Source organism: Bacillus sp. SSR7, from assembly GCF_055902415.1.
Genome location: NZ_JBVVXV010000019.1, coordinates 62,603 through 85,229 on the forward strand (window position 1 = coordinate 62,603; position 22,627 = coordinate 85,229).

The 22,627-nt window shown below is 35.4% G+C and carries 23 protein-coding genes; 8 read left to right on the forward strand and 15 right to left on the reverse strand.

All coding sequences use genetic code 11. The features are described 5' to 3' along the window. Together AC0NJG_RS25125 and AC0NJG_RS25130 are read right to left on the reverse strand one after the other, a co-directional pair. Window positions 1–867, reverse strand: a complete 867-nt coding sequence (locus tag AC0NJG_RS25125; RefSeq protein WP_087951445.1) for an ABC transporter permease subunit — start codon at window positions 865–867, stop codon at window positions 1–3. A gap of 88 nt (window positions 868–955) precedes the next feature. After that, window positions 956–1,690 (reverse strand): YwaF family protein, encoded by a 735-nt coding sequence (locus tag AC0NJG_RS25130; RefSeq protein ID WP_474063571.1) that lies wholly within the window; start codon window positions 1,688–1,690, stop codon window positions 956–958. Window positions 1,691–1,901: 211 nt separating this feature from the next. Between AC0NJG_RS25130 and AC0NJG_RS25135 the strand changes: the two genes are divergently transcribed. From AC0NJG_RS25135 to entC, 4 genes are all read left to right on the forward strand, one after another. Beyond that, window positions 1,902–3,005 (forward strand): efflux RND transporter periplasmic adaptor subunit, encoded by a 1,104-nt coding sequence (locus AC0NJG_RS25135; protein WP_087951443.1) that lies wholly within the window; start codon window positions 1,902–1,904, stop codon window positions 3,003–3,005. Next, on the forward strand, window positions 3,002–3,676 hold the full coding sequence (locus tag AC0NJG_RS25140; RefSeq protein ID WP_000609103.1) for an ABC transporter ATP-binding protein: 675 nt from the start codon (window positions 3,002–3,004) through the stop codon (window positions 3,674–3,676). The genes AC0NJG_RS25135 and AC0NJG_RS25140 overlap by 4 nt, the downstream gene beginning before the upstream one ends. A gap of 26 nt (window positions 3,677–3,702) precedes the next feature. Beyond that, window positions 3,703–4,860 (forward strand): ABC transporter permease, encoded by a 1,158-nt coding sequence (locus AC0NJG_RS25145; RefSeq protein WP_411469470.1) that lies wholly within the window; start codon window positions 3,703–3,705, stop codon window positions 4,858–4,860. A 601-nt stretch (window positions 4,861–5,461) separates the two neighbouring features. Next, the gene (gene entC, locus AC0NJG_RS25150; protein WP_474063586.1) at window positions 5,462–6,871 is read left to right on the forward strand and encodes a cell wall-binding protein EntC; all 1,410 of its coding nucleotides are present in this window, start codon (window positions 5,462–5,464) and stop codon (window positions 6,869–6,871) included. Window positions 6,872–7,002: 131 nt separating this feature from the next. Here the strand turns inward: entC and AC0NJG_RS25155 are convergent, their stop codons facing one another. From AC0NJG_RS25155 to AC0NJG_RS25185, 7 genes are all read right to left on the reverse strand, one after another. Then, window positions 7,003–8,088: a DUF871 domain-containing protein gene (locus AC0NJG_RS25155; protein ID WP_474063572.1), complete on the reverse strand. Its 1,086-nt coding sequence runs from the start codon at window positions 8,086–8,088 to the stop codon at window positions 7,003–7,005. Then, window positions 8,078–8,356 carry a hypothetical protein gene (locus AC0NJG_RS25160; RefSeq protein ID WP_087951440.1) on the reverse strand — a complete coding sequence of 93 codons (279 nt, stop codon included), beginning with the start codon at window positions 8,354–8,356 and terminating at the stop codon, window positions 8,078–8,080. Before AC0NJG_RS25160 ends, AC0NJG_RS25155 begins: the two co-directional genes overlap by 11 nt. Then, entirely contained in the window at window positions 8,332–9,642 is a 1,311-nt protein-coding gene (locus AC0NJG_RS25165) for a PTS sugar transporter subunit IIC (protein WP_001013055.1), read from the reverse strand. Before AC0NJG_RS25165 ends, AC0NJG_RS25160 begins: the two co-directional genes overlap by 25 nt. 81 nt (window positions 9,643–9,723) lie before the next feature. Beyond that, the gene (locus tag AC0NJG_RS25170) at window positions 9,724–10,029 is read right to left on the reverse strand and encodes a PTS sugar transporter subunit IIB (protein ID WP_474063573.1); all 306 of its coding nucleotides are present in this window, start codon (window positions 10,027–10,029) and stop codon (window positions 9,724–9,726) included. 1 nt (window position 10,030) lies between these two features. Further along, complete coding sequence (locus AC0NJG_RS25175; RefSeq protein ID WP_087951438.1) at window positions 10,031–10,351, reverse strand: PTS lactose/cellobiose transporter subunit IIA; 321 nt, start codon at window positions 10,349–10,351, stop codon at window positions 10,031–10,033. Window positions 10,352–10,461: 110 nt separating this feature from the next. Further along, a complete protein-coding gene (locus tag AC0NJG_RS25180) occupies window positions 10,462–12,402 on the reverse strand; it encodes a BglG family transcription antiterminator (protein WP_474063574.1) in 1,941 nt (646 codons plus the stop codon). Window positions 12,403–12,479: 77 nt separating this feature from the next. Then, window positions 12,480–13,568 (reverse strand): DUF871 domain-containing protein, encoded by a 1,089-nt coding sequence (locus AC0NJG_RS25185; RefSeq protein ID WP_474063575.1) that lies wholly within the window; start codon window positions 13,566–13,568, stop codon window positions 12,480–12,482. A gap of 319 nt (window positions 13,569–13,887) precedes the next feature. Between AC0NJG_RS25185 and AC0NJG_RS25190 the strand changes: the two genes are divergently transcribed. Together AC0NJG_RS25190 and AC0NJG_RS25195 are read left to right on the forward strand one after the other, a co-directional pair. Beyond that, window positions 13,888–15,090 (forward strand): MFS transporter, encoded by a 1,203-nt coding sequence (locus AC0NJG_RS25190; protein ID WP_087951435.1) that lies wholly within the window; start codon window positions 13,888–13,890, stop codon window positions 15,088–15,090. A 329-nt stretch (window positions 15,091–15,419) separates the two neighbouring features. Beyond that, the gene (locus AC0NJG_RS25195) at window positions 15,420–17,075 is read left to right on the forward strand and encodes a Na/Pi cotransporter family protein (RefSeq protein ID WP_087951434.1); all 1,656 of its coding nucleotides are present in this window, start codon (window positions 15,420–15,422) and stop codon (window positions 17,073–17,075) included. A gap of 34 nt (window positions 17,076–17,109) precedes the next feature. On the opposite strand, the gene AC0NJG_RS25200 is transcribed toward AC0NJG_RS25195, so the two are convergent. Then, on the reverse strand, window positions 17,110–18,108 hold the full coding sequence (locus tag AC0NJG_RS25200) for a YhdH/YhfP family quinone oxidoreductase (protein ID WP_372514562.1): 999 nt from the start codon (window positions 18,106–18,108) through the stop codon (window positions 17,110–17,112). Between the two features lie 314 nt (window positions 18,109–18,422). Here AC0NJG_RS25200 and AC0NJG_RS25205 point away from each other — a divergent pair, with 314 nt between their 5' ends. Together AC0NJG_RS25205 and AC0NJG_RS25210 are read left to right on the forward strand one after the other, a co-directional pair. Further along, window positions 18,423–19,619 (forward strand): LCP family protein, encoded by a 1,197-nt coding sequence (locus tag AC0NJG_RS25205; protein ID WP_087951432.1) that lies wholly within the window; start codon window positions 18,423–18,425, stop codon window positions 19,617–19,619. A 148-nt stretch (window positions 19,620–19,767) separates the two neighbouring features. Beyond that, window positions 19,768–20,208, forward strand: a complete 441-nt coding sequence (locus tag AC0NJG_RS25210) for a hypothetical protein (RefSeq protein WP_000642359.1) — start codon at window positions 19,768–19,770, stop codon at window positions 20,206–20,208. A gap of 33 nt (window positions 20,209–20,241) precedes the next feature. Here AC0NJG_RS25210 and AC0NJG_RS25215 read toward each other — a convergent pair whose 3' ends face one another. The 5 genes from AC0NJG_RS25215 to AC0NJG_RS25235 are packed head-to-tail and all read right to left on the reverse strand — an operon-like array spanning window position 20,242 to window position 22,620. Beyond that, on the reverse strand, window positions 20,242–21,006 hold the full coding sequence (locus AC0NJG_RS25215) for a sulfite exporter TauE/SafE family protein (RefSeq protein ID WP_308902202.1): 765 nt from the start codon (window positions 21,004–21,006) through the stop codon (window positions 20,242–20,244). Window positions 21,007–21,039: 33 nt separating this feature from the next. Further along, window positions 21,040–21,519, reverse strand: coding sequence for a DsrE/DsrF/DrsH-like family protein (locus tag AC0NJG_RS25220; RefSeq protein WP_087951430.1), 480 nt, complete (start codon window positions 21,517–21,519; stop codon window positions 21,040–21,042). 60 nt (window positions 21,520–21,579) lie between these two features. Beyond that, window positions 21,580–21,876 carry a rhodanese-like domain-containing protein gene (locus AC0NJG_RS25225; protein ID WP_000661795.1) on the reverse strand — a complete coding sequence of 99 codons (297 nt, stop codon included), beginning with the start codon at window positions 21,874–21,876 and terminating at the stop codon, window positions 21,580–21,582. 14 nt (window positions 21,877–21,890) lie between these two features. Continuing rightward, window positions 21,891–22,256, reverse strand: a complete 366-nt coding sequence (locus AC0NJG_RS25230) for a rhodanese-like domain-containing protein (RefSeq protein WP_474063576.1) — start codon at window positions 22,254–22,256, stop codon at window positions 21,891–21,893. 4 nt (window positions 22,257–22,260) lie between these two features. Continuing rightward, entirely contained in the window at window positions 22,261–22,620 is a 360-nt protein-coding gene (locus tag AC0NJG_RS25235; RefSeq protein ID WP_474063577.1) for a sulfurtransferase, read from the reverse strand. Between the last annotated feature and the right edge of the window lie 7 nt (window positions 22,621–22,627).

A 22,627-nucleotide genomic window follows, 5' to 3' on the forward strand; every position in this document is an offset into this window, starting at 1 on the left:
TTATAATCTCTCCTTCATCGCAGCCGGAACAAGATAATGAAACGATTTAAATAAAATAAAAGTTGGAATGTAGATAAGTAGCACACTAACAATGAACAACTCAACCTTCATATCCGGATATGATTTCACAAACATAAAAATACCTCTCGTATTAAAAATCCATTCTATAATATATAAATTTGATAACATAAAAAAGATATTCGTTTTCGCAAAGAAAAGTGTACTAAGCAACACATTTCGTAAAATATGACGATTTAAAATATGAAAACGCCCCAAACCTTTCGCCTTAGCAAATAATACATAATCTTTTTCTAATTCATTTTCAAAACGAAGCACTAACAGTTTTACAAACATAATCGTAGTCGGGATGCTCAAACAAAGTATCGGCAATCCTCTAATTGACTCGCCTCCAATTGCCGCAATTTTAAAAGGCAAAAAACCTGTTTGTTTAAAAAACCATATAACTAAAATTTGTGATCCTAAAATAAGAAGAATGTCTGGAATGGATTCTAGAAAGATGAGAAATGATTTAATGCGATGTTGTATACGCGGCGAACTACTCATAATCATATAGACAATACAAAATGCTACAAATAATGAAATGAAAAATGCAGCCAAAAAAATAACGATTGTTTCTTTATAATGGACAAACAACTGTGGAAATACAAATTTACCACTTGCATATTGCATATTGGAGATATCCATTAATTTCGCAAATACTTCTTTTAGACTTTTTATGTATTCTGATACATTTAGCTCAAACCCATAAAATAATTTCGGCAGTGCACCTAAAATAATAATACCCAAAATCGAAATAAGAAATTGAATCGTCACTTCCATTCCATTCAAAAATACCTTTTTGACCATTTTCGCCCTTCTCTCTATATAATTTACCCTTTAATTTTATTCTTAATTTTCTGAATTGTAAATATTTAATATATAAAAAATCGCTAGGTTATGACCCTAACGATTCTTTGCGTAACTGTTTTTCTCTTTTCGCAAATGGCATATATAAAATAAAACATCCAATAAGCGCTGCGAGTTCTAATGAAATAATATAGTAAGGATGTGGTCCTAACATATCAAGTAATGAAGCTGTTTCTGGCTTATGAGCTAAAAACATATAATTACCACCTGTTTTGTAATTTACAAACGAAACAATTGGAATCAATATGTTTAAAAATATCATTGTGCGTTTAATAGATTGTACTGTCGGACGATATCCTTCCACCCAAGTCATAAAGAGTGGCGCCCAAATGAGCAATATATGCGCGATAAAATATTCAATGAAACGAAAATGCGGAAAAACATACTGCAAGTTCGGTGTTAAAATGGCTTGTGATGCACCAATAATTCCTGTAAAAAATACAATCTCATATATACGGTAACTTTTCGTTATGATCATAATTGACGCTAACAACAAACTAATCGTACATAACTCAAACGGTAATGAAGTGGCTAGCTCAAAAATCCCTGCTTTCCACTCCCACATATGCAGTCCAATTTCACTCCCTATAAATAAAAATGCAATCGCATATCGAACCGTTATATTCCACTCATTTTGACGTAATACATCTTGGTATTGATATAAAAAAACGATTCCCACCAACAGAATAAATAATATAATGGCATGTTGCCTTGAGTAGGGAATAAACGGTTTTAATGGATGCGCACTAAAATAAGCTTCCATCTTCCTTCCTCCTCTCCTTCATACAATATTATTGTAAGAAAGAAACAACGAGTCAATTCATTTGCTTACACTGGGACAAGCTCTACCTTACATTTACATATTCATACCTTACAAAACTGTAAGGTTATTGTAAGCTAAAACGATTTGTCAGATTCTTCACCTCTTCTATACTTAATGTAGATACTAAAACGAACGAAAAGGTGATAAATAGATGAAAAAGAAAAATAAAGTGTTAATTACTAGTGTAGTAGCAATCGGAATTGCAGCTGGATCATACTTTGCATTTGCTGGGGGCGGTTCAGATGTAGCAATGGCATATAGCGGATATAAAGTAACCGAAAAACAAATCCAAAACGCGCAAAAATTTGGCGGTGAAGTCATTCCAAACGGAATTGAAACAATTTCATTCGATCCAACAAAAGGAACATATGAATTAGCTGTTAAAAAAGGCGATGAAGTGAAAAAGGGTCAGCTTCTATTTAAATACAATGATCCGACTGCGAAACAAGGTGTAACAGAAGCAGAAATGCAAAAGAAAATCGCACAAAAAGAAGTAACGTTGCTCCAAAAACAAATTGATGCAGCGAAACAAAAATTACAAAAAGATAAAAATGCAGGCCTTCCTGCTGAAGCATTAAAAGCATCAGAAGCCGAAGTTGGGCAAGTAGAATCACAAATTGAAATGAAAAAGTTTGAAGTTGAAAAAGCTGATGAAATGATTAAAGCAGCAAAAGAGAAAGTAAACAATCTTTCTGTAACGAGCCCTGCTGATGGCGTAATTGATGATATCGTAAAAATCGCTGATGAAAAAACAGGTATGAGCGGTATTACACTTCGTCATGCTGGTCCATTTAAAGTAAAAGGTCAACTTTCTGAATATGAGCTTGCTAGTATGAAAGTTGGGCAAGAAGTAACTGTTTCTTCAAAAACTGTCGCTGGAAAGACTTGGACAGGAAAAGTAACAGAAATCGGTTCTACACCATTAAAGAGTATGGACGAAAACAAAACAGTTTCTAACTATCAATTCACTGTCACATTAGATAATAGTGAAGAATTACAAAATGGCTTCCATGTATATGTAATGAGTAAATCTGGCGAAGCAACTGGTACAATTGTTCCGAAAAGCAGCATCGTGAAAAAAGGTGACAAAAATGTTGTCTTCGTTGTAAAAGACGGTAAAGCGAAAGAACAAGCAGTTACTGTTGAATTCGAAACAGATAGCGAAGCAAAAGTTTCTGGAGTGAAAAAAGGAGAGGAAATTATCTCTAAACCGGAAAAAGACTTAAAAGATGGTATGGAGGTTGTCGCCCAGTGATTAACTTAAAAGGCATCACGAAATCCTTCCAAAACGGTGCAGAATCCGTTCAAATATTACACGGTATTGACGTAACATTGAACCAAGGAGAATTCACCTCTATTATGGGACCATCTGGTTCTGGTAAATCAACATTAATGAACATTATCGGTTGTTTAGATAAACCGACGACAGGTACGTACGAACTAGCTGGGCAAAACATTTCAAACATGTCTGAAACAGAACTTGCACGCGTTCGTAATAAGGAGATCGGATTCGTATTCCAAAACTTCATGTTATTACCGAGACTTACAGCGCTTCAAAATGTAGAACTACCTCTTATTTACGCTGGAGTCGATAAAAAAGAAAGACGTGAGCGCTCATTAGCTGCTTTAACAAAAGTAGGTTTAGCTGATCGTGCTACTCACTTACCGAACGAATTATCAGGTGGACAAAAACAGCGTGTCGCTGTTGCACGTGCAATCGTAAATAATCCAAAGTTCATTTTAGCCGATGAACCAACGGGGGCACTTGATACGAAAACAAGTACACAAATTATGGACCTCTTTTACGAATTAAATAAACAAGGCTCAACAATCATTATGATTACCCATGATCGTGAAATCGGGGAAGCTGCAGCACGTCAAATTGTAATTCGTGACGGAAATATCGTCCAAGATTGGAGAGGTTAATTTTGAACACGAGTGAAAATATACGCATGGCCCTTTCCTCTATCTTTGCTCATAAAATGCGTTCTATCTTAACGATGCTAGGAATTATTATTGGGGTTAGTGCCATCATTACCATTATCTCGATTGGGGATGGAACAAATGCAAAGTTCCGCGAACAAATCGGGAACGAAAAAAAAGATCAGTTTTCTGTAAATTATAAGACGGAAGATTACTCAGATATGGACGGAAAAATTTCCTCAAGCATGTATGAAAGTATATCAAAAATTTCTGGTGTACAAGAAGTTTATCCAGATGTAAAAGGAAAAGAAAAAGTATATGCAGGAAAAAAAGAATTAGATTTAGATATTACCGGTGCAAAAGGTGATTATTTTGAAGATACATCTAAATTCAAACTTGAGCACGGTAGATTTTTAACAGCAGCTGATTTAGACAGACCTGAACATACAATTGTATTAAATACAGATGCTTTTGATAAATTATATTCTTCATGGGAACCAAACTTATATATAGATATAAAAGGTACACCATACAAAGTAGTTGGCGTATATTCAGTAAAAGCAATGATGGGCGGCATGACATTTAAAGAAGGTGTCATTTCAGCAGAAAATTGGCCCGTACTATTCGGAAAAAACAACTACGATTCTGTAACAGTAAAAATTGCTCCTGGTCAAGACAAGGAAACTGTTCAAGAAGCAGTTGTAAAATCATTAAATGAAGCAAAAAAACCAGAGCATTCAGGTAAATTTGAAGTACCAGATCCACAAGAATTCTTAAAAGAAATTGATAGCTTCACAGGTATACTAAAAAGCGTATTCGGTGGTATTGCTGCTATTTCCTTACTTGTAGGTGGTATTGGTGTAATGAACATTATGCTAGTATCTGTAACGGAGCGGACACGCGAAATCGGTATCCGTAAAGCATTAGGTGCAACACGTGGTAAAGTATTAATGCAATTCTTAATCGAAGCTTGTATTTTAACAGCATTAGGTGGTTTTGTCGGATTTATGCTTGGGATCTTCTTCGCATGGATTGTCGCAATGTTTGCAGGATGGCCACTTGTCGTTTCACTAAAACTAGGACTTATCTCTGTTGCCCTATCCATGTTAATCGGTATACTATTCGGTCTACTACCAGCTAACAAAGCTGCAAAACTGGACCCAATTGAATGTTTACGATATGAATAAATAAAAAACGTAGGAGTTTACACTCCTACGTTTTTTATTTATCCCGCTTTAATGGGCAGTAAGACCCCCACCTCAAAATTCAGTGAAAGCAAAGAAGTTAGGTGGGGGTCGGGCTGCCCATTAAAGTCCGATTGGTGAGGGCTAATAATCAGTGGGGGATGAAGAAAACCCCCACTGATTAAAGTTTCACTTTATCTATTAAATCGTGTTTCTTCTATTATATATGTTTCATGTTATAAACACCTTTAATTATTTTAACCTACTAAAGCTATTATAGAATCCTATTATTGCAAAAATAATATGTGACAGGCAAAAATCAAGGCGTAATTTTTTCCATAACTCGACTTATTTTGTAACAATTATGGCCATTTTTTATTAAATTTCCCCTCATTTATATTCCTCTACAGCCAAAATAGTTGTTTTTACATAACTAATCACCTGTTTCAACAGCAAAATACGCCATTTTTGTAATAATCAAGAAACAATAGTGTAACATCACAGAAATATTATTAACCTATTAGAAATTGAAATACTCCCCTTTTTATGCATCTTATGCTCAAACCTCCCCTAAAAACTATAAGAAAGCGCTTTTAGGATATTACTGGAATTATTACAGAATATTAATGAGCCGTTACGAAAGCTTTGTAATTCTATGTTTTTCGCAAATAAGAAAATAATGGTTGCTATAATGAGGTCAACGAAAACAAATGCAATGGAGGCTATTATGAAAAAATTTATGGGTATAGCAACAGCAGCGGTTTTTGGTCTTGGGATTTTCACAACATCTGCTAAAGCAGAAACAATCGTAACGACTGATGTACTAAATGTACGAGAAAACCCAACTACTGAATCAAAAGTTGTAGGAAAATTATTAGATGGATATAAAGTTAACGTTTTACATACAGAAAACGGATGGTCAAAAGTGAAATTAAACAGCGGTAAAGAAGCTTTCATTAGCGCTGACTACACAAAAGACACTTACTACGTAACAGCTAACGTATTAAACGTACGTGCTGGTGCAAACACAGACTCAGAGATTCTTGGTAAATTGAAACAAGATGACGTAATTGAAACAACACACCAAGTTGAAAATGGTTGGATCCAATTTGAATATAACGGAAAAACAGCTTATGTTCACGTTCCTTACTTAACAGGTAAAGCTCCAGTTAAAGTTCAACCAGTAGTTAAAGCTGAAAAAACAACTACAGTTCAAGATACGGCTAAAGTTCGTGAAGCAGTTAAAGCAGGCGAGGTAGCTGAAACGCAAGCAAAAGCTAAGGCTCAGGAAGCAACTAAAGCTCGTGAAGCGGCTGAAGCTCAAGCAGCGGCTAAAGCTCGTGAAGCAGCTAAGGCTCAAGAGGCAGCTAAAGCTCAGGCAGAAGCTAAAGCTCAAGAAGAAGCTGAAGCTCAAGCAGCAATTAAAGCTCAGGAAGCGGCTAAAGCTCGTGAAGCAGCTAAAGCTCAGGCAGAAGCTGAAGCTCAAGCAGCAGCTAAAGCTCAAGAGGCAGCTAAAGCTCGTGAAGCGGCTAAAGCTCAAGAGGCAGCTGAAGCTCGTGAAGCGGCTAAGGCTCAAGAAGCAGCTGAAGCTCGTGAAGCGGCTAAGGCTCAAGAAGCAGCTAAAGCTCGTGAAGCGGCTAAAGCTCAAAAAACAGCTACACAACAACCTGTTGCAAAAGAAACTGAAACAAGTGCACCATCATCTTCTCGTGAGTTACGTGTTGTAGCAACAGCTTACACAGCAGATCCACTTGAAAATGGTTATAAAGCAGGCGACCAAGTAAAATCAGCTTTAGGTCATAACTTAACAGCTAATCCAAACATGAAACTTATTGCAGTTGATCCAAGTGTCATTCCATTAGGTTCAAAAGTATGGGTTGAAGGTTACGGAGTAGCAATCGCTGGTGATACTGGTGGAGCTATTAAAGGAAATAAAATCGACGTTTTAATGCCAGATAAAGGTTCATCAAGTAGCTGGGGACGTAAAACAGTTACAGTTAAAGTATTAAACTAGTTCGTATAAAAAAGTCAGTCTCATTGTTGAGGCTGACTTTTTTATGATTCTCATATTTTTCTTCTTCACTCCCGTCCAATTCTATTTCAACAGAAAAAAGAGGATGCCACAGCATCCTCTCCTTCTCTTCCTTATTCCACACAAGTAAACTGCGTCCAAGCTCCTACATAATCTAGTAAGAATAACTCTTCTTCTGCAATTGTACCGACAATATTTTTTCGTTCATCTATCGGCATTTCTTTTAGAATGATTTGTAATTCGCCTTTATACTTACCAAATGAGTTGTTACCAATTACAACTTGGCCTCTTTCCTGTCGTACACTTTCGCGCACCGGGAAGTCATAGTCTTTGTATTTTTTACGTACTTCTGTAGAACGTACCATATATTCTGTTATGTCGCCGCGTCTTACATGTAATTCTTGTAGCGTGGCTCTCTTCTCTACTTCAGTCGCCTCGTCTACAAAGTGTACTTTTAGCTGTAACATGTAACGATTTAAGTTTCCTAGTTTCTCTAACTCTTCTTCACTTGCATAAGCATTTCCGATAATAACGTCATCAATAAGCTCTGTCGCCCATAAATGTTTCGCTTGTACTTCAATCGGTAAGTTACGATGCTCTTCTAATGTACATAATCCGTCGTTAATATCCCATGGACCGATGTTAGCTGCATGTGACGTAATAAACGCTGCCGTGCGAATACCATGTTTTTTAAAGCGTTCACTACAGCGAATGAAATATTCGTATGGAAGTCCAGTAAATTTTTGCGGATAGAAGTTATGACAACCAATTAAAGCTGACTTATTTGCCTGATGCGAAAGAATATTTTCTAAGTACGCAATATCGTTACTTACGTTTAGCTCAATTTTTAAGCCGTACGGGTTATTCGTCATTTTCGCTTCAGTTAATCCGTCAAACCCTAAATCTAATCGAATACCGTCTGCACCTAACTCTGCGAAAAATGATAGATCACTATAACTAATACCAAGCTGATCAAAGACAGCTGGAGCTACATCTAAAATAACTTCCATATTGTTATCTTTTGCATGATGAATAATTTCTTTAAATTCAGCTACAATCTCTTCTTTCGGACGATTCACAGATAATAGGCATGTGAATATTCTTGAAAAACCGTGGCGTGCCGCTGCCGAAATGTATGCCATATCTTTTTCTTTCGTTGAATGCTCTGGATAAAGTGAAATTCCTAATTTACGCTCCATGCTTTTGCATCTCCTTCACACGTTGTATTAATGCCATGCTCGTAAATCTATATTTTGCAGATAAACATGTTGCACATAAAATCGTTGGTACAATAATTACGTACGGTGATTGTAAGGTTAGCATTACATAGGCACCCATTGAACTACCGATAAATATAATTGATACTAATAGTAAAACTAATAATGATTTACTTTGTACCCATTTTGAATAATGTGCAATACACTGCCCCGCTACAAATGTAATTAAGATGATAATTGCTCCGAGCATTTTTCTTTCTCCTCTCCTGCTAATTGTTGTTTCTCATACATTTTGAAGAACGGATAGTAAATAACGAATGAGATAACAAAGTTAACAAGTACAAGTACACCAGCCATAATTGTCCAGTCCGTACTAATAACCGCTGCAATTGGCGCTAACATCGTAAATGGCAATTTCGCCATCATCATCGGAATCATACCTGAAACAACTGCGAAATATGATACTGTCGTTGTCACTAACGGTGTAATAACGAACGGAATAATTAAGATTGGGTTCATTACAATTGGTGCCCCGAAAATAATTGGTTCATTAATATTGAATAAACCTGGCACGAATGATAATCTACCTAACTCTTTTAGGAACTTAGATTTAGAGAACATAAACATAATAACTAAAGCTAACGTTGATCCTGATCCACCGATCCATACGAACCATTGAATAAATTGCTCTGTAAATAGGTTTGGTAATTGATGTGCATTTCCTGTAGCTGTGAATACTTCCATATTTTCAAGAATTGCTGAATCCCACATTGGACGAATGATCGGTCCTAAAATCGCAGGGCCATGTATACCGAATGACCAAAAGAATACGATTAAGAATACTGTTAATAAACCGCCGAATAAATTATTTCCTACTAATACTGATTTCAGTGGTGCGATTAAGTATGTGATTGTTGTATTTACATCAAATTTCAAACCGTAACGAATGCCCCAGAATAAAAGAATAACTGCTAACGTTGGAATTAATGCTGCAAACGAATTTGAAACTGCTGGTGGTACACTATCTGGTAATTTAATCGAGATATTATGCTTAATCATAAAGTGATAAATTTCTACTGCAATTAAAGCTGTAACAATTGCGCCGAATAAAGATGTTGCACTTAATGTTCCTACTGAAATGTATCTACCTGCATCAATAACACCTGGTACGGCTTTCGTAATTTGAATTGGTTCAACTGATGCTAGTAAAAAGGCGAGTACAGATAATAACCCTGCACTTAACTGATTGAGCTGATAAAAGTTCGCGAGCGAAGCCCCTACACCAAACGCTGCATATAACGCCATTAGTCCTACTGTAAATCGGAATGGAATATCTAAAATATGGCGAAACGGCGCAATCCATTCCATATATGCATCAATTGGTAAATTTAAAAAGATAACAAAAAATGATCCGACAATCGTTAACGGTAATGTAGAAATAACACCGTTTCGAATTGCTAATAAATGTCGCTGTCCGGCAATCTTTTGTGTTGTTGGCATAATCTTTTGTTCCATAAAACTCATAAAACCATTCATCAAAACCCCTCCTCTTTCTCTTTTCTATGAAAGGATGAAATAAAGTTATAACATTATAATGTTTATATTTAAAAAATATAATTATGCTAAAACTAATTGTTCTGCTTGTTTCAGTACTCTCAAACCATCACACATGCCATAATTTCGTTGGTCTATAATCGCAACTGGTATATTGTATGAATTTGCAAGAAACTCTACGGCTGGAAATAAATATTTCACTTGCGGACCAATTAAAACAACATCAGCATTTTTTATTTCCAGTTTCACAAGTTCTGAATCAACTGCTTTAATTTTATAATCCTTCCCTTGTTTCATTGCCTCTTCTTGCATTTTTCTGACAACCATACTCGTTGACATGCCTGCTGCACAACATAATAAAATGTACATCTTATACTGTCACTTTCTCTTCCACTCGTTTATGAAGAGTAATAAATTCTTCAGCTAGTTCTTTCACTGTAATTGCATTCATTAAATGGTCTTGTGCGTGCACTAACAGTAAACTGATTTCTGCATGATTTCCTCTTGCCTCTTCTTGAATTAAATCCGTTTGAATACGATGCGCTGCTGAAATTTCCTCACTAGCAAGTTTCAGCTTTTCACCGGCATTACCGAAGTCTCCTTGTCTTGCAAAAGCAATTGCTTCAAGCGCTGCGCTTCTCGCATTGCCACCATGTAAAATTAACGCAAATGGAGTTTGCATATCAGCCATTTTAAATTCCCCCAAGCTATATGTTTTCTATATTTTTATCTTATTATGAAAACGCATACAATTAAACATAAAAAACTTCCGTTATGTAACGGAAGTTTTTATATACTTTTTCAAAATGATAATAAAATCTCTTGAAAATCTTCAATTACCTCGGTCTGAGTAAGTTTCTCTATCGTAGTTTGACTAGACATAATATCATATAAAAAATCATACAGCCTTTGCAAATCTTCATTATTATTGCGCTTTACACTAAATAAAATAATTACTTGTACTTTTTTATCTCCCCAATCAACAGCCTTTTCAAGTGTGCAAAACATCAAAAAAGTTTCCTCACTTAATAACTGCATCGGATGCGGGATTGCAACTGAATTCCCAACCGCTGTCGGAGACGTATTTTCTCTTTCCATAACAGAAGCATAAAAGTTTTCTGGTACATAGTTTTTCTCAGCAGCTTTCTCACATAAAAATCGTATAACCTCTTCCTTCGTAGAAGCACTGTGATTTAAAAAGATTAAATCTTCCTTCATATATTGCTGTACACTAGTATTCACATGCGTAAATAACTGCTGACCAATTGAATTAATCTCTTTATCATCAAATATTGAGTTTACTTTTATAACAGGCACAGGTAAACCACTTGGTATATGAATCGTACTAATAATACAATCTATTTTATCTTTATAAAGGTCTTCTACTTTCAATTGATAATAACCGGTAATTCCCACAATCTCTAATTTATCTCGGAACTGTGATAGAATTTTATATTTCAATAGTTGGGCACTTCCTTGACCAGTGGCACAAACTAATAAACATCTTTTCTTTTGATTCTGTTCCTGTAAACGACTCATCGCTCCGCCGAAGTGAATCGCAATATAACCAATTTCACTTTCCGGAATCGATTCTCCCGTGTATTCACCAATTATATCTCCAACGAGAACCGCAATTTCAAAAGCATACGGATAATTCTTTTTCACTTCTGCCAAAAGAGGATTTCTCGTATTTAACTTATACTTCAAACGATTTAATAACGTTTTTAAATGAACACCAAACCCGAATAATAATTCTTCATCATAATAAAAAATAAGATTCCGTTCTTCCGCTACTTTAAAAAGAATATGTTGCATGAATGCATATAGATCTTTTCCTAATAGTTCTTCCACATTTTCATAACGATCTTTCGCTGTAACAGCAGTACTTAATAAATGCATCGTCACATATAAAACTTCTTCTTCTGGAAATGAAAGATGCAACTCTTTCTCTAACTCCCCTAAAATCTCTTTCGCAATTGTATATTCTTTCTTTATTATAAGTTCAGCTTGCTCTGCATGTAGTCCTTTCATATAATGTTGATCTTCACAACGCTTTAATGCAATTGCAATATGAATGACTAAATTATCAATTTCTATATCTGATAAATATATCGTTCCTCCTTCGATATACTTTAATATAACCGAACGGATAAGCGGTATATGAGGTAACGATAAGTATGTATCATTCTGCTCAAATTGCTCATGAAACGGAGTATGGTCATAACGCGGTAAACCATATTGTGATAAACAAGAACGAATATGAAACTCCTCTCCGACAATACGTATACCATAATACGGTCTCTTTTCAATTTGTAATTTATAGCGACCACATATATCTGTAACATCTTTCATAATTAAATTTACAGTCGATTTACTTACATAAATCTCCTCTGCTAACTGTGAAAGCTTCACATACCCATCTGTCGTTAAAATACGTTGCAGAATGTACGCTGCCCTTTCTTCATAAGAAGTCGGGATTTTTTCTGTCTGTTTTTGAAATAGACTCACGCAAAACTCTTCAAACTTCTTCGCTTGTATAATTTCTAGTTCGTATCCAGTCCCTCTTTGCGATTCAATTTTCGCTCCGTTTTCTTCCAATATATCATTTAATAATTTTATATCTTTTTGAATCGTCTTCGTTGATACATGTAAACGGCTCGCTAAAAAAGCTCGATTTAACATCGATTTCTCTTCTAAAAACTCCTCTAAAATAGAAACTAATCGCTGATGCACCTTTGTCATAGCTCTTCCTCTCGCAATTTATATATAAAAAGGAAAAAGCTGCTGAGATCAGTAGTTTTTTCCTTTTTTAAATTTATCTATTTCTTTAATGTAAATCCGAATTTATCCCATGCTTGTAAATAGTCTAGTAAGAAAATCTCTTCTTCTACAATTCGACCAACTACATTTGTTTTTCCTGTATTCACCATATCTTTTAATGCAATTTGCAATTCACCTTTATATTGGCCATATTGCTCATTATCAATTAAAAGATCGCCGCGCTTAATTTCACGTGTATGATGAGGTTTAAACTCTTCTTTTTTATATTTCACACGGCTTTGTGTCGAGCGAATCATATATTCAGATACATCCCCGCGATAAAAATGGGGTTCGTCTAATACAATAATTCTTTCTAGTTCTGTCGCTGTATCATATAACTCTATATCAAATGTTTGTTTCTCTTTATTTAATGCACCTAGTGCTTGTAATTCTTCTTCTGATGCATAAGCGTTCGCAATAATAACATCATCAATTAATTCTGTCGCAAATAAATGCTTCGCCTGTGTTGTCATTGGTAGTTCACGATGCTGTTCTAACGTACATAATCCTTCTGTTACGGGCCAAGGTCCATATGTTGCATCAAATGATGAAATAAAAGCAGCCGTTCTCATACCGTAATCTTTAAATTGTTTCGAGCATGTAATGAAATGATCGTATGATAATCCAGAATAACGATGCGGATAAAAATTATGGCAACCAATTAAATTTTCACGATTTGGTCTATGGCTCATAATATTATCTACATACTTCGTACCGTTACTCATATTAATATCAATTTTTAAGCCATACGGATTGTAAGTCATAATTGATTCTTCTAATCCTGAGAAACCAACATCTAAACGAATACCGTACGCACCTAGTTCATGGAAGAATGATAAATCATTATACGAAATACCTAGTTGTTCAAAAACAGCTGGACTAATATCAACTAATACTTGGAACCCTAATGCATTTGCATGAGAGATCGTTTCTTTAAACTCTTCTATAATTTTCTCTTTTTCTCCATCTACAGACAATAAGCATGTGAATACACGTGTAAATCCGTATTTACTTGCTAATGTTAAATATTCCTTATCTTTCTCTACTGTTGAATGTTCTGGATAAATAGAAATACCTAATCGTCTCATATGTACACGCCTCTTTCTTCATTGTTTTGTAAACCTTTTCAAATATATGTAGTGAAAAAGTATATATCCCCTTCTCATTCACTACTTTTTGAATCCGCTTTCTTTAAAGAAAAAATAATTTCTATCATTCATAACAACTACAAGTCTATACATCTATACTTTACAACTTTTTTTCATAGTTGTGTAGCTTTTACACAAATTTGTCAGTTTTTTACCTCGAAAATTGTTGTACGTTTTCAAGGCACCTTCCTTGACTGTTACATTGGCCAATACATATACTCGAAAGAAAAGAGAAATTTTTTATATAGGGGATGAATACATGGGAGAAGCAATACTCGTAAAACGAGAACCGTTATGGACAAAAGAATTTGTCGCGCTAATTCTAGCAAACTTATGTATGTTTTTAGGGTTTCAAATGTTAATTCCTACTTTACCCGTTTATGTGAAAGAAATTGGAGGTACAAGTTCCAATATCGGATTCGTTGTCGGCATGTTTACTGTTGCGGCACTTTTTGTTAGACCGCTAACTGGAAATGCCTTGCAAAAATTCAGCAAAAAAATCATTTTAATGATTGGTACTGCTATTTGTTTACTCGCTATGGGTAGTTACCTTTTCGCTTCAACTGTTTTCCTATTGCTTGCCGTTCGAATTTTACACGGAGCTGGTTTTGGTATTACAACGACTACATATGGAACTGTCGTTTCAGATTTAATTCCGCAAGCTCGCCGTGGTGAAGGCATGGGATATTTCGGTCTTTCTGGAACGATTGCAATGGCGCTCGGTCCACTTATCGGACTTTGGCTTATGCAAACATATAACTTCACGATTCTTTTTTTATGTGCACTTTCCTGTACAATTGTTTCATTAATATTAACGAAACTACTTCAAATCAAAAAATCGCCGCAATCACCACAGCAAACATCTGGTACCTTCCTTGATGGATTTATTGAACGTAAAGCTTTACTTCCTTCATTATTAATATTATGTATTACATTAATGTACGGAGGAATCGGGAGCTTTATTACATTATTTGCTACGGAAGTCGGAATTGCTGATATAAGCCTCTTCTTCTTATTTAATGCACTTGCAATCGCCGTCACTCGGCCGTTTTCTGGAAAATTATATGATGCGAAAGGTCATACATTCGTTATTATTCCAGGAGTTATTATTACGTTTACAGGTATTATTTTATTGTCGTATACAACTACAATTCCAAGTTTAATTATTGCGGCAGCATGCTACGGAAGTGGATTTGGAGCGATTCAACCTGCTCTACAAGCATGGATGATCGACCGAGTAGCACCTCACCGCCGAGGAGTTGCAACAGCTACATTCTTCTCAGCATTTGACCTAGGAATTGGTGCTGGCGCGATTATTTTTGGATTCATTGCACATTTTACAAACTATGCAACTGTATATCGTTATTCCTCTCTACTACTTATTGCTTTCCTGTTTATTTACATCACAAGTGTAAGAAAACAAAAGCACGGAAATAAAAACAGAGAAAAAGCGGCTGGATAATTCCAGTGGCTTTTTTCGTATTTTTGATGTTATAAAACTACATGCATTTTCCTACATATTTTATTAACTTTCATCAAAAAATATACGATGAACTCGCAGACGCTTTCCTTCATATTCAACCGAAAAATAGCATTCTAAAAAGTGTGATTTCTTTACAAAATTAAGATTTATACAAGATAAAAACCAATAAAATACAGCCATTTCTTTAAGGAATTGCAAACTTTTCTTCCCTTTGTAAATTTAGTGTAAATTTTACTGATAAACCGTTTACAGTGCCTCAAGGTTCAGTTAATAATTACATCGTACATGAAATTTAAGGAGTGGAATGCGTGGAATATAATGTTCAAGATATGATCTTCCAGTTCATTGGTGGATTAGGTATTTTCTTATTCGGGATTAAATACATGGGCGATGGACTGCAACAAGCGGCTGGAGATCGTCTTCGCGATATTCTAGATCGCTTTACAACAAACCCACTGATGGGTGTACTAGCAGGTATGCTAGTTACTGTATTAATCCAATCAAGTTCAGGAACAACCGCTTTAACAGTCGGACTCGTAAGTGCTGGATTTATGACATTAAGACAAGCAATCGGTGTTATTATGGGTGCGAACATCGGTACGACAGTTACTGCATTTATTATCGGAATTAAAATCGGAGAATATGCTCTTCCAATTATGGCAGTTGGAGCTATCTTACTATTCTTCTTTAAAAATAAAAAAGTACATTCTTTAGGTCAAGTTATATTCGGTTTTGGTATGTTATTCTTCGGTTTAGAACTAATGAGCACAGGTATGAAGCCTCTTCGTTCTTTAGAGTCATTCCAGGAATTAACAGTTAGCATGAGTGATAATCCAATTTTAGGTATTGTTGTTGGTACAGTCTTCACTTTAATTGTACAAAGTTCAAGTGCAACAATCGGTATTTTACAAGAGCTATTCGGTCAAGGTGCAATCGATTTACAAGCTGCCCTTCCTGTATTATTCGGTGATAATATCGGTACAACAATTACAGCAGTATTAGCAGCAATCGGTACTTCAATTGCTGCAAGACGTGCGGCATTAGTTCACGTTATCTTTAATATTGTCGGTACAATCATCTTTACGATTTTATTAATACCTTTTACAAATTTAATTCAATATTTCCAAACGTCATTAAACTTAAATCCAGAAATGACAATTGCATTTGCACATGGAACATTTAACGTAACGAACACTATTGTTCAATTCCCATTCATCGCTGTATTAGCATGGATTGTAACGAAAATTATTCGTGGTGAAGATGCTGCTATTGATTTCAAACCGCAACATTTAAATCCAATCTTCATTGAACAATCTCCAGCTATTGCTTTAACAGAAGCACAAAAAGAAATTATTCGTATGGCTGAGTTTTCATTACATGGATTAAAAGAAGCAAACCAATTTTTAAACACACAAGATAAAAAACACGCTGACATGGCTACTCAATTAGAAGGAGCTATTAACAATTTAGATAAAAAGATTACCGAGTATTTAGTTTTACTATCAGAAAAACCACTTTCACCGACAGACTCTGAGAAGCATTCAGTTCTAGCAGGTGTTGTTGGAGATATTGAACGTGTCGGTGATCATGTAGAAAACCTTGTAGAACTTGTAGATTTCCAAATTTCAAACCGTGTTTCCCTATCAGACGAGGCACTAACTGAACTAAATGAAATGCTTGAGTTAACGATTTCAACATTACAAGACGCAGTTGAAGCTTTAACAAACTTCGATACTGAACTAGCTCAAACTGTTATTGCAAAAGAACGTAAAATCGATCAAATGGAACGTGTTCTTCGTAAACGTCACGTATTACGTCTGAACGAACGTAGCTGTTCAGGTGATGCAAGTATCATCTTCGTTGATATGGTAAGTAACTTAGAGCGTATTGGCGATCACGCTGTAAATATCGCTGATGGTGTTTTAGGTGAACAAGGTAAAGTCAATTTAAAACAATCATTATAATAAAAAAGAGACGCTAACGTGAGCGTCTCTTTTTTCATTTCATATTTACAACCGTTCTTCCTTTTAACTTTCCTTGCAATATAAGTGTAAACTTCTCATCTAATTCTTCTAATGCACATTCTTCTGTATAAGATCGCAACTCTTTATTTCCCCATTCATTGGCTAGGAGCGTCCACACATCTCTTCTCACATCCACTGGGCATTGCACTGAATCTATCCCTAACAGGCTGATACCTCGTAAAATAAACGGATATACCGTTGTTTGTAATTGCTGGCCTGCCACATTACCGCATGTCGTTACGCACCCGCCATACTTTACCGTTTTTAAAGCGGTTTCTAACATATGTCCACCTACAGTATCGATAACCCCGGCGTATATTCCTTTTAACATTGGTCTTCCTGATTCATCATTCAATTCCGCGCGATGCATCACTTTTTTCGCTCCTAGACGTAGTAGCATCTGTTCCTCTTCCATTTTTCCTGTCGCTCCTACTACGCTAAACCCTAACTTACTTAAAATACTAACAGCTACACTTCCTACACCGCCTGTAGCACCCGTTACTAAAACATCGCCCATACTAGGCGTTACTCCTGCTCTAATAAGCTTATATACTGATAAAGCGGCTGTAAAACCTGCCGTCCCGTACATCATACTTTCCTTTAATGACAGTCCTTCTGGTAAAGGCACGACCCAAGATGATGGCACGCGAATATATTCTCCGAAACCACCAGAGGTATTCATACCTAAGTCATATCCCGTTACAATAACTTGATCTCCTACCTTAAAAGAGTTATCTTCACTACTCACAACTTCTCCTGTGGCATCGATTCCTGGCGTATGAGGATATGTTCTCGTCACACCTTTATTTCCAGTAGCCGAAAGGGCATCTTTATAATTTAAGGAAGAATAATGAACCCTTATTAGCACATCTCCTTCTGGTAAACTACTTACTTCTCTTTCAACAACTTTTCTTTCAAACTGATGATTTTCCGCTTCGTTCACAACGATTGCTCGGAATGATGTATGATTCATTATGCCCTCTCCTTTATCCGTAAATTTCTTCTTTATTATATAGAAGAAATAATTAAACCTACTCATTTCTTCATGGCTATATTTCAACAAATCTTACTTCTCTATTACTTTCTCACAATACATATTTTCATTTCCACTAAAACAACTTATACTTATTCTACATCTCAAAAATAAAATATAAAAAATCTGACTTTTTATAAATAAATTGAATTTTTACGAAATGTAAATGTTTTGTAATGTTTTTTTTCGTCAAATTTCATTATAATAAGTGGATATGAGTGTCGTATTTCAATCCAAATGAAGGAGTACAGGAAATGGAGCAAAACCCATCTTTGCAAGAAAATACACGCAGTAAACCGAAAAAAAGTAAGAAAAAAACAAAAATTATTATAAGCGTTATTCTATTCTTTTTAATAGTAGGTGGCGGTTATACTTGGTTTTTAGTAAATAAAGCATCTTCTGCTGTTCGAAATGCCGCACACGATTTAGCACGCGGTGATAAATCTGATTTACGTGATAAAGTTGTAAAACCTATTACAAACAATGTCTCTGTCTTAATCATGGGCGTTGATGAAAGCGATGTCCGTGGGAAAGAATATGGTGAAGCTATAAGAACGGATGCACTATTACTTGCAACGTTTAATAAAGATAGCAAAACTGTAAAACTATTAAGTATTCCACGAGATACATATACGTATATTCCAGTGGAAAAGAAAAAAGATAAAATTACACACGCTCATGCATACGGTTCTACTAAAAACGGAAAAGATGGTGGACCACAAGCAAGTATTGATGCAGTTGAAAAATTACTAAATGTTCCTGTTGATTACTTTGTAAAGTTTAACTTCAAATCATTTATGAAAATTGTCGACGATTTAGGCGGCATTGAAGTTGACGTACCAGTTGAATTTACGGAACAAGATAGTAATGATAATGCTGATGCAATTCACCTGAAGAAAGGTGTTCAAAAGCTAAATAGTGAAGAAGCTCTTGCTCTTGCTAGAACACGCCACATCGATAGTGATGCAATGCGTGGGCAACGTCAACAGCTCGTTATTGAAGCAATTTTAAAGAAACTAACAAGCGTTGGATCTGTAACAAAAGTTGGTAACATCATTGATGATATTAACGGACAATTCGTTACAAACTTAACATTCGATGATATGCTTTCATTCTATAAGTACGGATCGGATTCAGAAATAGAAAAATTACAAATTCAAGGCGAAGACTGCTACATGGCAAAAGGTGATGATACTTGTAGCCAATCTGCTGGTGGCGGCCGAACGTATTACTACAATCCAGATAAAAAAGAATTAGCAAAAGTTACAAACGATCTTCGTACTCATCTTGGATTACCTGCATATACAAAAACAGACTCTGATTCGAAAAAAACAAGTACAGAGAAAACAAAAGAATCTAAGTCTGAAAATACAAGTGAACGCGAATCAAGTAACAATGCATCAAAAAATAGCAATGAAGACAAAGAAACATCGTCTAACGACAATGAATAAAAAAGAAGCAGTTCTCTATGGAGGTAGAGTACTGCTTCTTTTTATTGCTTCACAATTAAAAATCAGAACTTTCTAACTATCTTTTTTAATATTTTTAAATTATAATAAATAGTAGCAATCTATTCCAATTATCAGGGGGCTCATACATATGAAAGCTGCAGTAAAACATAACATCTCAGATTTTAAGGACTACTTAAAGTCAAACGATATATACATGGAAGAAAATATAGATGAAAATGATGGTTCTGTTCATTTTTCAGTAGGGTTAGAGACAGAAGCTGGCGCAAAAATTCAACTGATCGCTGCTTTCCAAAACGAACATCCTACTGTAGATATATACTGCTTCAATGTTGCTCACGTACCTGATGCAACAGCAACAAATGATATTTTGCATGTTATTAATGAATTAAACACATCTTATCGATTTGCAAAATTTACATTAAACAAGCAAAATGCAATTGATATTTCAACATCTCTTGCATTCTCAGAACCAAATTTCAATCCAGCACTTGTCTTTGAACATACGAGAATGCTATATAAATTAGCAAATGACGAATATAAAAACTTAATGAAAGTGATTTGGGCATAAATAAAAGGATGGGCTGCAAGCAGCACCATCCTTTTATTTCGATAACATATCAATCCACATCTTAACAGCAGTACCTACAATCAAAATCGATAACATATATTGTAGTGCTTTTTGATTGATCCTTTTCCCAACTCGCGCTCCAAGCGGCGCAGCAAAGATACTTGCAATCGCAATAATAAGAGCTGGCATTACAACTACTTGCCCAGTTACTACTTTTCCAGTTGTAATCCCTACTGAGGAAATAAACGTAATAGCGATAGATGTCGCTATTGTTGTACGTATCGGTAACTTTAAAATAACTAACATAATCGGAACTAAAAGGAACGAACCTCCAGCACCTATAATGCCTGATGTGCCTCCTACAATAAATGCTAACAAGCTTGCTAACCATTTATTATATTTCACTTCATCACCATTATTTCGTTTCGGTACGAACATCATAATAGCAGCAATTGTTGCTAACGCTGCATAAACAACATTGACCGTATGTTCCGCTAATACGTTAGCACCAAAACTCCCTATGAAACTTCCTATTAATATACTAGCTCCCATATACACAACTAGTGTTTTATCCATATCATTACTTTTCCGATAGGCCCATGCCCCTGCAAAAGTTGCAAAGAATACTTGCACCGCTGTAATACCACTTACTTCATGTGCAGTATAGCCAGTAAATCCTAGCAATACCGGAATGTATAAGATCATCGGATAATTAATAATCGCACCGCCAATTCCAACCATTCCTGATATAAACGATCCTATAAACCCAATTATAAAAAGTAATACGACTAAACTCACCTTATATCCCCCGCCTTCTAAAAAGAAGGTGATTTAAATGAATAAGTTCACATTCCCGTCCGAAGCATCTGCTAAATAAGCTCCTACTCCTGCAAACTCTACCCCTTCCATAATCTCTTCCTCTTTTAACCCTAATAAATCTACTGTCATTTGACAAGCTACAAGTTTAATCCCCTGTTCTTTCGCCAAATCAATTAAATCTGGTAAAGGCATCGCATTATGTTTTTTCATAATACCTTTAATCATCTTTGGTCCCATACCAGCAAAATTCATTTTTGATAATCCCATCTTATCAGCACCGCGGGGCATCATTTTTCCAAATACTTTTTCTATGAAAGTTTTCTTTATCTTCACAGGTTCATCTTTCCTTAAAGCATTTAATCCCCAGAAAGTATGAAAAATAGTCACCTCTTGATCATACGCCGCTGCACCATTTGCAATAATATAAGCAGCCATCGCTTTATCGTAATCTCCGCTAAATAAAACGATTGTTGTTTTCTTCTGTTGTTCCATGTTGTTCTCCCTCCAATTACCTATAGGGGTATTTTTATTGTTATAAAAAATCGTTTCGCCCTATTCTACTTTCCCTTCCCACGCTAACATACCACCTACCATATTAATGACTCGAAAACCGTAACCTTCTAAAAATTGCACAGCTCTTGCACTTCTCCCGCCAGAGCGACAAACGATAATATATTCTTTCTTTTTATCTAACTCATGCATACGAAATTCTAACAGTCCTAGTGGAATGTTACAGGCTTCTGGAATTTTCCCCTCGGCGACTTCCTCTACTTCACGTACGTCTACGATATTTACTGCTTCTTTACGTAACAATTTTTCTTCTAATTCTTTTGCTGTCATTTCTTTCATTTTACATTTCCTCCTCACAAACCATTCATGCCGCCTGAAACATTGATAACGTGCTGAAATCCTAATTTTTTTAATAATTTTGCAGCCTGCTTACTTCTCATCCCGCTCTGACAAATAACGATTACTTCCTTATTCTTATCTAATTGATTCGCCTTGCTAGCTAGCTCATTTAGCGGGATATTTTGAAATTCTTTCATATGATTCCCTCTATATTCACCTACTGTACGAACATCGATAAATTGTTTATTCTTTTGCCCCATCATACGTTTTAATTCTTTCCCTGAAATATTTCTTACTCCTCTAACTGGTAAGAAGCGAGAAATAATAAACCACGATACAAGTACAATTAAGACTACATTCAAGATTGTCTTTACATCCATAAAGCTATTTAAACTCCTTCTGTGCTTTTTTCCCATCCAAATATATACTATAACTTTGAATATGGAACCCCTTCTTTCTTAAAAAGCGGATACTTAAATTCCGATCCACTTTATTATGAACAATAAGATGCAAAGGCTTATTTGGTATTTCATGATAATACCGTTTTAAATACGCATATGGTATACACATAATTCTAGAATTGTTATCACTGTCGCTCTCTGTATAATTTCGTACATCTACAATAACACTTTCCATTTTCCTTACTTGTTCTAACGAAATAGATGCAACATTTAAAACGGGAATGTAACGTTTTACTAAACTTCCCAGCGCCAATACTATTAGGGGTATAACTATATAAAACATATATGAT